This window comes from Pelagimonas phthalicica (assembly GCF_004364805.1).
GTDB classification, from domain to species: Bacteria; Pseudomonadota; Alphaproteobacteria; order Rhodobacterales; family Rhodobacteraceae; genus Pelagimonas; species Pelagimonas phthalicica.
The window spans coordinates 264,953-278,601 of sequence record NZ_SOAP01000003.1 but is presented as its reverse complement, the minus strand read 5'-3'; the positions used below and the strand labels follow the sequence as shown (position 1 = coordinate 278,601).

Sequence of the window (13,649 nt, the reverse complement as noted above, 5' to 3'; positions counted from 1 at the left end):
CACTGGGAGGAAGAAAATGAGTATTCGTTTCCATAGGCTAGGTAAATCGGAAGAGGACAAGGCGGCCATGAGCCGACGCATGTTCCTGATGACGACGACCATGGCCGGCGTCACAACAAACGCGATGCTGGGCGGCACTGCCTTTGCCGCGTCAGATGTCTTGACCCAAGCGCAAAGCACCAGCCTTCTGCGCATGGTACAGGACATCTACCCACACCCCGATATTCTGCAACTGTCGCATTACCAAGCCATAGCAACAACCGTCATGAACAATGCCGAGGCCAATGAGGACATGGCCAAGGGTCTGACCGACGGCCTGGATCAGATCGATGCAAAAGCGCAGGAGCTCCACGGGGTTCCCTATGTCGAAATCGAAGATCCCGATGCCCGCGAAGGGTTGTTGCGGCACTTCCAGCACGAGGGCTTTTTCCAGGGAGTTCGCTGGACGGCTTATTTCGGCATCTATGACAACAAAGATGTCTGGCCCCTGCTTGGCTACGAAGGATCTTCGGCCGAGCACGGTGGCTATATCGACCGAGGCTTTTCCGACATCACATTCGTTCCCGAGGGCCCGACCCTCGAAGAGCGTTTGGCCGACGTCCAGAGCTAAGGGAGACACAAAATGACACAATTTGACCTGAACGACGACAGTGTAGTCGTCATCATCGGCTCGGGCGCAGGCGGCGGCACATTGGCCAATGAACTTGCGCAAAAGGGCATTAAATCGGTCGTCCTCGAAGCTGGAAAACGCTTTGACCTCAGCGATATCGAAAACGACGAATGGGCGATGTTCCAAAAGATCTCGTGGCTGGACAAACGCTATTCCGGCGGCGGCTGGCACGGCGCGGTGAACCATCCGACCCTGCCCGCTTGGATCGTCAAAGGCTATGGCGGATCGACCATCCACTGGGCGGGCGTGGCCCTCCTGTTCAAGGATTTCGAATTCAAGACCCGCACAAATTACGGCGCAATCGAAGGAGCGAACGTCGAAGACTGGCCCATTGACCTTGAGGAAATGACCCCCTGGTACGAAAAGGCCGAGCTGAAGATGGGTGTCACCGGTAAAACCACCGGCATGCCGCACCTGCCGTGGAACAATGGTTTCCGCGTGCTGGCCGAAGGGTGTCGTCGCACCGGGCGCAGCGACTATCGTTCTGGTCCGATGGCGATCAACTCGGTTGATCGCGACGACCGTCCTGCTTGCCAGCAGATTGGCTTTTGTATGCAGGGCTGTGCCATCGGGGCGAAATGGTCGACCATGTATACGGAACTCCCGCGGGCCGAAGACACCGGCAAATGCGAAATTCGCACCGACGCGATGGTTCTGAAAATCGAACATGACGAGACCGGCAAGGCCAGCGCGGTTGTTTATGCTGACAAGGATGGCAATCAATTCCGTCAAAAGGCACGGGTTGTCTGTGTGGCTGGGAACTCCATCGAAAGCCCGCGGATGCTTTTGAATTCGGCCTCTTCGATGTTCCCAGATGGACTGGCCAATTCGTCGGGTCAGGTGGGCAAGAACTATATGAACCACACCACGGGCGGTGTTTATGCCGTGCTGCCGGAAAAGGTGCATATGTATCGCGGGACCTCGGTGGCGGGAGTCGTCGGTGACGAGGTGTATCACGACCCGGCACGCGGGTTCAGTGGCGGCTATTACCTTGAATTCCTGTCTCTTGGCTTGCCCTTCATGGCGGCCTTCCTTGAACCGGGCAATACCGGCTGGGGCCGCAGTGTCACCCGCGCGCTCGAAGGCTATGACCGCATGTCAGGTGTCTGGGTCCTGGGCGAAGATCTGGCACAAGAGCGCAACGCGATCACGCTCCATGACAGCGAGGTGGATCAACACGGGTTGCCTGTCCCGATCATCTCTAAAACGCCGCATAACAACGATTACGAGATGACGGCGCATATGTACGAAACCACGGCGCAGATTTATGAATCCGTCGGGGCCACAGATGTGTATGAGTTGCCGGCCTATCCGGCAACCCACAACATGGGCACCAACCGGATGCATGCCGACCCGACCAAAGGCGTGGTCAATGCCTATGGACAATCGCATGACATTGACAATCTGTTCGTCTCGGACGGCAGCCAGTTCACATCCTCGGCGGCCTGTAACCCGACGCTGACCATCGTGGCTTTGGCCATCAGGCAGGCGGAATACATCGCGCAAGAGATGAACGCCCAGAACATCTAAGGCGTATCGAGAAAGGGGTGAACCACCTGGATCGCAACCGACCTGAAAGCGCACAGCGTGGCAAGGTCATTGCGATCCATCCTTTCGCGAAACGCAGCGAGAGACCCAAAGATCCTCCCCGGACGCGGTCGGGCCCTGTTGCCCGGCCGTGTTTGTTTTGAAAGGGTTATTCGGGGCGTTGTAGGCCTTCGGACGCAATCCATCGGTTAACGGTTGCTCGGCTTTTGCCCAAAAGACGCGCAGCCTTGGAGACGTTCCAGTTTGTGCTGTCCAAAGCATCCCTGAGCGAGGCTTGCGTCAGTGTTTTGGCCTTGTCTTCGCGCGGCGCAAGCAGTCGTGCTGGCAAATCTGTGACATTGATGCGTTTTCCATTGCCGCAGATCATCGCCTCTCGCAGGACCGACCGTATTTCGCGCCGGTTGCCTGGCCAATGGTAGCCAACCAGCACATCCCGCGCGTTGTCAGCAATCTCAACCGCGCCTGCAAAATTCTCGGCGACAACATTGTCCAGAACGGTTTCCGTGTCTCGCGCTGCAATGGGCGGCAGTTCCACCACCGATTGCCCCAACAGGTACAAAAGCCCCTTGGGAATGGCGTCGTCACCCTCCAGCTCTGCCCAGGTTTTGTCTGTTGTGAACAAAACCGCCGGTGGTTCGGCCTTTGTCCGAGCCGCCATTGGGTCGACATCAAGAAAGCGCTCAAGGATTACCTGCGCAGGACGCGGCAGGCTTTCAATATTGCGCAGGATCAACGTCGGAACCACATTGTCGACCGGATACTCGCTGAGAAAATTCAGACTGTTAAGGGCTTCTTTCAGATCAGCCTCGGCGTCACTATCAGCCGCATCAAGGGTCAATCCCATTGGGGAAATCAGCGATTGCTCTTCCAGCAAGGCTCTTGCAAACCCGTCGACACCGACACCCGGTTCGCCGCAAATCAGCAGCGGCACGCGATGGGCAAGCAGCTTGCGGGCGCGATCAGCCAGCGTTGCAAGATTGCCCCCCTCCGAGATCAGACGACCCAGCGCCGTTTCCCTTTCCACCCGGGCTGAGATGAGCGGCGTATCGGCAGGCGCAACGCGCCGCCGAGGGGGTACAGCGGCAGGCCCGCGCAATGTGATTTCAAGATCGTTCAGATCAGAAATATGTCGCCCAGCCAGGTTTTGATGTTCTGTCGGGCGGGCGGCATCGCGCCATAATGGCAGATGCGAGATCACCGTCCCGTCTTCGTCGCAGGCCACCAGCGTTTCAAAACTCCGCCGGGTTTTGGGATCACGCGACAACAACCGCCCCGTGAGCCTGTCGGCATGGAAATTGCGAAACAGCCGCGTTTGAAATTGCCGCGAAGCACGGCGGACCACCTGTTCGCAAAGCGCGTGCTCTTCTTGGCGCCGGCGCGCCGACCCAACCAGGGTTATGGTGCCGATCAGGTTGTTTTCCGCATCGGTCAGCGGTGCCGAACTGCAACTGAAATCATGAAAACAATTGTAAAAATGCTCATCGCCCAGCACGGTCAAAACACGCCCGCTTTGCAACGACATCGAGATGCCGTTGGTTCCCGCGACACGCTCATCCCAGACCCCGCCACGCACAAGCCCGCTTTTTTGAAACTCGGCTTCCAACCCCTCTGGCGCGTAGGATTCAATCACAATCCCCTCGGCGTCGGTGATCAGCAGGCAATATCTGGATCGGCTGGGCAGCAGGGCGGAATTGTCGACTTCGGACACCGCCCCACCAATTTGATCCAGGAATTTCTCGTTGCGAAAGGCGATTTCGTCCGCTTGCAATCGCAGGATCGGAGATTTGGTGCTTGAAGACAGGTTGTGCTGCGACCGGCTGCGATCCTTTGAGGATTGCAGCAGCCTGTCTACCGACGACCTGTCCATGAACCCTGACACCACAAGTCCCTTTCGATTGTCAGCCATTCAAAATGCCTGATCTCCACGCGCGATTATGATCCAGATGGAGCAACCTGTCCAATTTGAAGCGTTTCGGGCCGCGCATTACGCCAAATCCTCCAGCGCTTTCAGCGCACGACCGCCATAGACGACAGAGGGGCCGCCGCCCATCTCAACCGCAACCGAGATCGCTTCGATCACCTCCTCCTGACTGGCCCCATGTTTCAACGCGGCGCGCAAATGAAACACAATACAGTCTTCACACCGGATCGCGATCGATATCGCAAACGCCATCAGCTCTTTGGTTTTGCTGTCCAAAGCTCCATCAGCAGAAGCTGCCTTCACCAGTTGGCTGTAGGATGTCATGACCGATGGGGTCGCCTTGAACAGGGCGCCGACCCGTTTGTCGATTTCCGTTGCCCGGTCATTGTATGTTGTCGTCACGTTTCGAGTTCTCCATCAAAAGTGCAAGCCTCAGGATGCAGATAACCCCGCACCAATTTGCTCGCACGCCTCCCTCTCTCTCCGCGCGAGTATTGCCGGGTGTGGAAAAGTGCGAAACATCTGAAACGAGTTCTGCATTCGCGCGTCGAAAACTGTCTCATCTGGCGTCAAATGAGACAGTTCTTAACGGCCAAAGTTACCTACAGAGGCGGAAACATGGGCTTGCGCTTAGGAAATTTGGCGTCAGGTTCGAGAAGCCTCAAACGCTGCCCAGGCTTTTTCGAAAGTATTGAAGTCAAAGCCGTCGGACCGGGCCGGGTCCAATATAAGCTTTTCAGTGCCGAGCAGCTTGTGGATCGCATTCTCTAGCAGGGGCACAACCTCGGTCGGAATGACCAAGGCACCGTGGCGGTCGGCATGAACCAAGTCGCCGTCGCGCACCTTCATCCCAAAGATTTCGACCTCGGTACCTATCTCTTTGACATGAACAAAGCCATGCGATGGGCCGATGGAACCAGCAACCACTGGGAAGCATTCTGGTAAATCGCCGAGATCACGCATCACGCCATTGGTCAAAGCGCCCGAAACACCGAAGCCTTTGTGGACAGTGGTGTTGATTTCCCCCCAATAGGCTCCGATGCAATTCGGGAAATCCATGTCCTCAACCACGGAAACCGCCGGACGAGGACCTTCGGACATGTGACGATAATAGGCCATCCGCCGCTCTTTGATCACATCCGCGTCTTCCTCGGGTGGGTTGACGGCGGCAATTTTTGCGGTGCGCGCAACCCCCACCATCGCCCCGCCAGCCGGGTCCGAACACAGCATGGTGCCGCGTGTGAAATCGTTGAAGCCACGTTTGCCTTGTGCCACTTCGATGGCATTGCAGACAGTGGGCGTATCGACCTTTTGCAGGAGCGTAAGAAGGGATGGTGTCATAAGGCCTCCAGCCAGCGGGACAGCGCCACCGTGGTTTGTTCAGGTTGTTCCAGCGTGGGCAGGTGGCCCGCGTCCTCGATGATCTCAAAAGTGCTGTGAGGCATCAAATCATGCATCAGTTCATGGCGAGAAACAGGGCACAGCGCATCATCACGCCCGCACAAAACAAGAGCCGGACCAGCAAAGGCGCGCAGTGTTTCGGTCTGGTCCGGACGATCGCGCAAGGCTTTGGACTGGTTCACAAAAACCCCTGGCCCCAAATCCATTGCCATCGCCATGCACAGGTCCAGAATGGCCTCGCGATTGGGGCCGTCTGTCAGATAGTTTGGTTTCATTTCTTCCCGCATCACGCGGCGCAGATCGCCGCTTTCGGCGGCAGTAATCTGAGGGGCTCGGCGGGCTTTTACCTCATCCTTTTCGGCCAAGGGGTTGGTGTCTATCAGGGCAATCCCGACCACGCGTTCCGGGGCTTGGCGCAAGACCTCCATCGCCAGAATGCCGCCCATGGACAGCCCCGCCATGGCAAAGTGGGGCGGAGCGTGACGTAGAACCCCCTGGGCCAGAGCAGACATGCTGTCATACCCGCCCATCGGCGATGTCATCAGCGGAGCGCGCCTCGACAGCGCACCAATCTGCGGCCCAAACAGGCGCGCGTCGCACATCATGCCGGGCAGCAAAACAAGAGGTATCATGAAACCAAAACGGCCCCTTCAGACAGAGATGTGAGCTTGGCATAGGCGATGTCCGGATCAATCGCGCCAAAGCCAGCAAATGTGCCAAAGCCACAATCGGAGCCCGCGAGAACACGCTCAGCGCCAACGATGTCAACAAAGCGCGCAATCCGTTCGGCGACCAATTCGGGATGTTCGACAAAGTTGGTGGTGGTGTCGACCACGCCGGGCACCAGCACCTTATCGTCGGGAATATCCCCTTTGCGGTCGCGAAAGGTGGTCCATTCGTGGCCATGGCGTGGGTTCGAGGTTTCGAACAGTACATAGCGTGACTTGGTGGCCATCAAAGTGTCAAACATCTTGGACATGGGTATGTCACAGCAATGCGGGCCTTCGTAATTACCCCAGCAGATATGCACACGCACCTTGTCGGCGGGCACGTCGGACAGCGCATGGTTCAGCGCCTCGACATGCATATTGGCGACCTTGATGAATTCCTCATCCGACAGGTCCGTGAACAACATATGGCGCGATAACGCCAGATCCGGGCAGTCCAGTTGCAGATCCAACCCCGAGCCGACGATGGTCTCGTATTCCGTCTTCATTGCATCGGCCAACGCGGCCAAATAAGCCTCGCGATTTTTGTAGTAATCGTTCTGCAAGAACAGCGAGATCACCCCGGGCGAAGCAGCATTCATAAAGCCCCGTTCCGCGCCATGTTCGGCCATGGCAGCTTTCAGGTTGGCGATATCCTTTTCCAGCTCGCCCTGCCCTTTTGAGACGACCTGGCCCACACACATGGGGCGGGCATATTGCGGCGTGCCGCCGTCATCAGCCAGGCGTTTCAAAAAACCGGGGAACATTTTTAGATCGGCAGGGGCATTGCGTGGACTGTCGCCTGCAAAGCCGGTGTAGCGGTCCTTTACATAGGTGGCATAAGAGATTTTGGAAGTCTCGCCGTCAGACACGATGTCAACGCCCGCCTCCACCTGTTTGCGCACGGTTTCAGAAACGGCGGACGTCATACAAGCGTCGAACTCGGCTTGGTCAAAGGGCGTCTCATTCTCGCGCGCAAAGATGAAGTCGACCACATCCTGACTGCGTGGCAGGGAACCCACATGGGTTGTTTTGATACGTGTCATATTGGGCTCCTTCCCCCTGGGCTTGATCAGTTACCGGTCCAAGTCGCACCAGCTGGATCGTCGGTGGCAGTAATGCGGTAAAGCCCGGCCTCGCCTGTCATCGACGGCGCAACTGCATAGCGTTCACCTGGCAAGACCAGCACTGTGTCACCGCTCGAAACGGTGGTGGTCACATCATTCACCGACACACGCCAGTGGCCGCGCGCAGGCATCAGGACAACGGGTTTGTCAGCAGTGACAACCTTGGTTTGGGCCGAGCCACGCGCCAAGAATTCAACCTCAAACCCCGGCTTGTCTTTGATCATGGCGTTTTCGCCAATGACCTTGGCAGGCGCGTTGGCCGCAAGAGCAGCCAGGTCCCAGTAACGGGCGACGTAACGGCCGATCACCGCATCCACCGGCACCTCGGGAAAGTCCTTCAGCTGCTCATCGGTCAAAAGCGGCATCGGGGAAACATTATGGGGCAGTTCCTCGCCTTTTTTGCTGTCATAAAGCACGCCGTTTTCGCCCAGCATCAACCCATGCGCCTGGGCGTCCTGGATGACATGCGGGGCCCAGGTGACACCCCCACCAGCATCGTCCCCTCCAAGGATCGACATGATCATCCCATAATCATGGCCCACGTTTTCAAAGCCGCGAAAAATGCCTGTGGGAATATTGAAAATATCACCCTCCTCGGCGACGAATTCGCCCGCCGTGCCGTGCAATCCCCAGAAAAATCGCCAGCGCCCCTTGGCCACAAAAAAGACCTCTGCGGTGGTGTGGCTGTGCAAACTGTTACGACATTTCGGAGGTTGCCCCGCGGCTCCAATGTTAAAGCCGATCTTATCGGTGATATGAACGTGTTGGTCAGGGCTTTCGGACACGCCTCCTCCGATGATGGTGAAGTTTTCTTTCTGGTCCGAACCTGGCGTGTGCGCGTCAATAAAGGCGGTTTTACAGGGTTGCAGTTCACCATAGCGAACGATGCGTGATTCAATTTTGCTCATGTCGTTTCTCCTTCTTGGAATTGGGGTTTGATCGGGTCAAACCCCATTTCCAGGCGGGCGATTGTTCAGTCGACGCGCCCTCAAGCTGGCACGGTGCGCGTGAAAGCGTCGCGCGCCTTGATCCGAGCAAAGCCGGCTTTCTCGATATGAGCCGAAATGCGCCAATCAAAGATCCCCTGTATGCAGCAGGATTTGTTTCCAGATCGCAGTTTCATCAAGCAAGGTCCATTCACGCCGCAGCTTGATCTCGCCGCCAATCAATTCGCCCCATTCGGCATGGCTAATACCCAGAACGTACAGATCAGCCCCTGTCGGAGCACCCAAACACCCCCAACCATCATGCTTGCCATGCAGGCTCCAGCGGATCGCCGAGCGCGGCGGCATATTGGGGTCGTCGCGACCGATTTGGTGATGAACTGTGAACTTGGCCGACGGCAAAGACGCGCGCAGCGACATCCAGAACCGGTCGACGGGATCCCGGCCGTGACCAGTTGCGCCACCGGGATACTCTGACTGGACGGCCCGGTCATATTCGGATGTCACGGCGGTCATGTCTGCCTTCATCATCCGCCTTAGCAAATCCGCATGGCGCTGACCCCATGCGTTTTCATTGCCGCGCCCCTGATAAGGACCGTCCAGATCATTGTCAGGCGTAAGAGGCTTCGCGCAGGCTTCGGGGCCGCCCTCTCGCGCGATCAGGTCGCGGGTATATTCCTTGGGCTCCCAGCCCATCTGGCGCACAACTGCGCCGTTATCGCGGATCAGCCATTCGTCATCGATGGCATTGTTCTTGGCGTGGCAATCCGCAAGAATGCGATAGACCAGCTTTTTACCGGTCGCAGCGCCAAACTGACCATCGCCCAGATGGGTGGCTGTCGACAGGATCCGATGCGAAGACAGCATGCCGTCTTCGGGCGTGCCAGACCAAATCACGTCTTCTCCCAACAGGGTGCGATCCGGGAACTCGGCCAAGGTCGCAGCGGTCGCCGCAATCACCCCTTGATTGCCGGTCGAAACACTACCTGGCATGCGGACGACTATATTGGGCGCATAGTATTCATGCAGCGTTGCCAGCCCGCGATCCTCCCAAATCTCTTTGGTGATACCGACAATATAGTCCGGGAAATCCCGAAACTTGGGGTCAAATCCCTTCATTCGTCCATCCTTTGGGTTTGCGGGCGGATCGTCGCACGATCAACGGACCCTCTATGGCTTCGCGCCGGGGGGCAGCGATGTTGGGATTGTCGATATGCTGCATCAGCGCTGAGACCGTAGCATCAACCATACGGTTGACGGGCTGACGTATCGTCGTCAGGTCATAAGCTCCCCAGGACGCCATCGGCACATCATCGTAGCCAATCACCGAAATCTCCTTGCCAACCTCGATCCCACGGGCACGCAACGTGTCGATCACGGCAAAGGCCATATGGTCATTGCCAACAAAAATGGCGTCCGGGCTATAATCGCTCAGCAGACGGTCAGTGCAGGCCATGGCGACATCGCGGCTATACATCCCGTCCAGTGTGGCAATCGACGTGGTTCCAGCCTCGTCAAGGGCAGCGTTAAAGCCCTGTTGACGTTCACGCCCGGTGGAGCTTCCCTGCCATCCAGAGATGTGCGCAATCCGCTCATGGCCCGCGTCCAGCAAGAATTGCGCCACTTGCCGCCCCCCGGCAATATTATCCGAGGTGACTTCAACAAAGGGGCTGTTGTCCTGACCCCGGTTGAACAACACCACCGGAATTCCTGCTTGTGTGGCGCGCTCGGCAAGGTCAGATGACAGAGAGACCGAGGCCGCTACAATCCCGTCAACCTGATAATCCATCAGGTCCTGGATCACAGCGTCGATCCCGTCCGCCGAATTTGGCGCGGTGAAGATCAGAATGTGATAGCCAAGTTCCTGTAGCGCATTGGACAGCTTTTCCAGAACAATTGGGTAAAACTGGTTTTCCAAATAGGCGACGACCAGCCCGATAATGCGCGAGCGCCCTGAAACCATCGCGCGCGCCAGAACATTGGGGCGATATCCCAACTCGTCCGCCGCCTTTCGCACTTTCTCGACCGTTTTTTTCGATGCGGAGGCTCCTGGGGTAAACACGCGGCTGACCGCAGACTGGCTGACACCGGCGCGCTCGGCAACTTCGGCAGATGTGATCTTGAGTTTCATTCTGCCGTCCACCCCCCGTCGATCATCAAGGCGGTTCCCGTGACCAAGCTGGAGGCCTCGGAGGCCAGATATACAACGCCCCCCATGATGTCCTCGACTTCGCCAACCCGGCCCAGTTTGATCTTTTCCTTGATCCAGGCCGCACGTTCAGGATTGTCGAAGGTCACCTGCGTCAGGGGTGTCAATATGAATGTGGGGCAGATCGTATTGACGCGGATACCTTTTGCCCCCCATTCGATGGCCATCGATTTGGTGAACCCTTCGACCGCGTGTTTGGTAGCGGCATAGACAGTTCGATCAATTCCTCCGACATGTCCCATCTGCGATGAGATGTTGATCAGGGAACCGGGTTTTCCGGCCTCGATCAAACCGCGCGCAACGGCACGGGTCAGGAAATAGGCACCTTTGATGTTGATATCTGATACAGCGTCAAAACGATCTTCGGTCGTATCGAGTGCGGAGGCAGGCAATCCCATCCCGGCAGAATTGACCAGCACGTCGAAAGGTCCGTGTTTGGCCACCTCGGCATCGATCAACCCGACATCCGATACATCCAACGCCACGGCTTCAGCACTGAACCCTGCGGCTTGCAAGTCGCTCACCAGATTGGCCAGTTTGTTCACAGACCGCGCCGCCACAACCACATGCGCCTCCGCTTCGGCCAGCGCCACGGCACAGGCCAAACCAATGCCCGAACTGGCCCCGGCCACCAATGCGCGTTTTCCGTCGAGGCGGAACGAAGGGGTCTTGGGCAGGGTCATAGAAGCTCTCCGACATTCTTGATTTCGCCCGCCACGCGGGCCTTGTTGAACATGCGCATTCGCGCCAGCACATCCACTCCCAACTGGTCGAAAATGTCCAGCAGATCGACCAACACCCAGTTCTCACGTATCAGCCCGTCTTCAACACGCCAGAAATCCAACGAACGCAAAGCAATGTCTTGGCCCGCAGGTGCGATCCCCAGCCAACCATCGCCGCTGATTGTCTGTCGCATGTTTGGCCAACCCGTAACGGCCGCGTAATCGCCGTCGCCAAAGAAGTGGAACGTCAACGTGTCATCCCGTGCACCGCGATCTGGCATGGCCGCCAGAAAAGGAATCTGATGCCAGTTGCGAAAGCCCTCGATCCCGCGAGTAGACCCGATTCCGGCGGGGCCGTACCAGTTGAAACGCGGATGCCAAAAGCGCTCCATCTCCATCACTTCAGGGCCACCTTGGACTGGATGCCGGACCAGATGCGCCAGCATATCCAAAATATGGTCGCAAGACGCCTTGGCCCGCTCTTCATCCCAAGGACCGCCGATAATCCCGTCTTGCGTTGCTGGGCCAGGGACAAGCATTTCGCGCCCAAGCGACGGTGCCATCGGCCAGGACCCAGCCTGCATCATTAGTTCAGGTATGTCCCAGATCGCCTGCACCTCGACGACCTTATTACCTTCAAACCGATAGAACTCGTGAAACCGCATATGCGCCAGATGACCTGTCGGCAGAATGTCCAACCACGGGGCCATGAACGTCCCGACATAATGGCCGCCGCACCCAATCCAATCACAGCCATGATCATCCACTCCCGCCATAACGATCCAGTCGCGCCGCTCCAGATCGGGCATGGCCGCAACAAGAGGAGCATAGGCGGCGTTATAAAACGCTCGCGCACCACGCAGCGTGCCGATGGGATGACATAGACGGACCTCTGCAATGTCCCCCAAAAGCCTGTCCAACGCATCCCGTACCGGCCGTTCCGCAAAGTCTCGCATTGCGGTCAGCACGGGGGCGATCAAAGCCTTGTGTTGCGTATGTCGATCCATGTTTCTTCTTGGTCAAAAAACTCCGGAGAGCGCGAGAGGCTGGCCTCTCGCACCCAAGCTGTCCTCACTCGGCAGCTTCGCGATAGGGCGCGCCTTTGCCATAGGGCACATTGATCCCGCCATAGCGGCGAACCCGCAGATTGCATTGCTCGGCGTGACCAACAAATCCCTCCAACATGCAAAGACGCGAGCCGTATTCGCCGATCAAAGTTGCGGCCTCATCCGTGGTCACCTTTTGGTAACTGTGTGTTTTCAGGAACTTGCCCACCCACAAACCACCCGTATAGCGCCCGGCCTTTTTGGTCGGCAGCGTGTGATTGGTGCCGATCACTTTGTCCCCATTCGCGACATTGGTACGGGGCCCAAGGAAAAGCGCCCCATAGCAGGTCATATTCTCAAGGAACCAGTCATCGCGATCCGTCATCACCTGCACATGCTCGCTGGCGATGTCGTCAGCGACCAATAGCATCTCATCATAGGTATCACACAGGATCACCTCACCGTATTCTTCCCAACTGACCCGCGCAGTACCGGCAGTGGGCAGGATCTCGAGAACACGCTCGATCTCGGAGAGAGTATTCTGGGCCAAGACCCGCGAGTTGGTGACCAGCACGGCAGGGGAGTTGTATCCATGCTCGGCCTGCCCCAAAAGGTCGGTGGCGCATAGCTCGGCGTCGACCGTGTCGTCTGCAATCACCATGGTTTCGGTCGGGCCAGCGAACAAATCGATACCAACGCGACCAAACAACTGACGCTTGGCTTCGGCCACAAAGGCGTTGCCGGGACCAACCAAGAGATGCACAGGCGCGATGGTTTCGGTACCAATGGCCATCGCTCCAACGGCCTGGATACCCCCAAGAACATAGATTTCATCTGCGCCGCCCAGATGCATGGCGGCGATCACTGCCGGGTTCGGCTCGCCGTTAAAGGGTGGTGTGCAAGCGACGATGCGCGGCACTCCCGCCACTTTGGCCGTTGCAACGGACATATGCGCCGAGGCAACCATCGGGAATTTGCCTCCGGGAACGTAGCAGCCCACTGATTGCACCGGAATGTTTTTGTGGCCAAGGATCACGCCAGGCAGGGTTTCAAGCTCGATATCCAACATGCTGTCGCGCTGCGCCTGTGCAAAGTTCGTCACCTGCTGCTGGGCAAAGCGGATATCAGCCATGTCTTGATCCGAGACTTTGGCGATGATGGCCGCGATCTCGTCTTCGGACAGGCGATAGCTGGGGCGATCGTAATTGTCGAACTTGACCGCCAGTTCGTGCACGGCTGTGTCACCACGTGTCTCAATGTCTTTCAGCGTGGCCTCGACCACGGCAGCTGTTTTGGCATCATCCTCGGCGCGATCTGCTTCGGGTTTGCCACGTTTGAGATATTCTATGGCCAT

Annotated in this window: 13 protein-coding genes; 2 read left to right on the top strand and 11 right to left on the bottom strand. The window is 57.5% G+C overall.

Annotated elements, in window-relative coordinates; all coding sequences use genetic code 11:
- Positions 1-16 precede the first annotated feature (16 nt).
- Positions 17-610 (top strand): gluconate 2-dehydrogenase subunit 3 family protein, encoded by a 594-nt coding sequence (locus CLV87_RS19480; RefSeq protein WP_133840849.1) that lies wholly within the window; start codon positions 17-19, stop codon positions 608-610.
- Positions 611-622: 12 nt separating this feature from the next.
- Complete coding sequence (locus CLV87_RS19475) at positions 623-2,200, top strand: GMC family oxidoreductase (protein ID WP_099248851.1); 1,578 nt, start codon at positions 623-625, stop codon at positions 2,198-2,200.
- 166 nt (positions 2,201-2,366) lie between these two features.
- Here CLV87_RS19475 and CLV87_RS19470 read toward each other — a convergent pair whose 3' ends face one another.
- The 11 genes from CLV87_RS19470 to hisD form a co-directional block, all read right to left on the bottom strand.
- The gene (locus CLV87_RS19470; RefSeq protein WP_099248850.1) at positions 2,367-4,124 is read right to left on the bottom strand and encodes a sigma-54-dependent Fis family transcriptional regulator; all 1,758 of its coding nucleotides are present in this window, start codon (positions 4,122-4,124) and stop codon (positions 2,367-2,369) included.
- A gap of 78 nt (positions 4,125-4,202) precedes the next feature.
- Positions 4,203-4,541 carry a carboxymuconolactone decarboxylase family protein gene (locus tag CLV87_RS19465; RefSeq protein ID WP_235871996.1) on the bottom strand — a complete coding sequence of 113 codons (339 nt, stop codon included), beginning with the start codon at positions 4,539-4,541 and terminating at the stop codon, positions 4,203-4,205.
- Between the two features lie 243 nt (positions 4,542-4,784).
- Positions 4,785-5,480 (bottom strand): RraA family protein, encoded by a 696-nt coding sequence (locus tag CLV87_RS19460; RefSeq protein ID WP_099248849.1) that lies wholly within the window; start codon positions 5,478-5,480, stop codon positions 4,785-4,787.
- Positions 5,477-6,172 carry an alpha/beta fold hydrolase gene (locus CLV87_RS19455; protein WP_099248848.1) on the bottom strand — a complete coding sequence of 232 codons (696 nt, stop codon included), beginning with the start codon at positions 6,170-6,172 and terminating at the stop codon, positions 5,477-5,479. The genes CLV87_RS19460 and CLV87_RS19455 overlap by 4 nt, the downstream gene beginning before the upstream one ends.
- Positions 6,169-7,293: a cobalamin-independent methionine synthase II family protein gene (locus tag CLV87_RS19450; protein ID WP_099248846.1), complete on the bottom strand. Its 1,125-nt coding sequence runs from the start codon at positions 7,291-7,293 to the stop codon at positions 6,169-6,171. The genes CLV87_RS19455 and CLV87_RS19450 overlap by 4 nt, the downstream gene beginning before the upstream one ends.
- Before the next feature lie 26 nt (positions 7,294-7,319).
- Complete coding sequence (locus CLV87_RS19445; RefSeq protein WP_099248844.1) at positions 7,320-8,282, bottom strand: cupin domain-containing protein; 963 nt, start codon at positions 8,280-8,282, stop codon at positions 7,320-7,322.
- 165 nt (positions 8,283-8,447) lie between these two features.
- Entirely contained in the window at positions 8,448-9,437 is a 990-nt protein-coding gene (locus tag CLV87_RS19440) for a nuclear transport factor 2 family protein (RefSeq protein WP_099248842.1), read from the bottom strand.
- Positions 9,424-10,449, bottom strand: coding sequence for a LacI family DNA-binding transcriptional regulator (locus CLV87_RS19435; RefSeq protein WP_099248840.1), 1,026 nt, complete (start codon positions 10,447-10,449; stop codon positions 9,424-9,426). The genes CLV87_RS19440 and CLV87_RS19435 overlap by 14 nt, the downstream gene beginning before the upstream one ends.
- Positions 10,446-11,210, bottom strand: a complete 765-nt coding sequence (locus tag CLV87_RS19430; protein ID WP_099248838.1) for an SDR family NAD(P)-dependent oxidoreductase — start codon at positions 11,208-11,210, stop codon at positions 10,446-10,448. Before CLV87_RS19430 ends, CLV87_RS19435 begins: the two co-directional genes overlap by 4 nt.
- Positions 11,207-12,256, bottom strand: coding sequence for an ester cyclase (locus CLV87_RS19425; protein WP_099248836.1), 1,050 nt, complete (start codon positions 12,254-12,256; stop codon positions 11,207-11,209). The genes CLV87_RS19430 and CLV87_RS19425 overlap by 4 nt, the downstream gene beginning before the upstream one ends.
- A 64-nt stretch (positions 12,257-12,320) precedes the next feature.
- The gene (gene hisD / locus CLV87_RS19420) at positions 12,321-13,649 is read right to left on the bottom strand and encodes a histidinol dehydrogenase (protein ID WP_099249368.1); all 1,329 of its coding nucleotides are present in this window, start codon (positions 13,647-13,649) and stop codon (positions 12,321-12,323) included.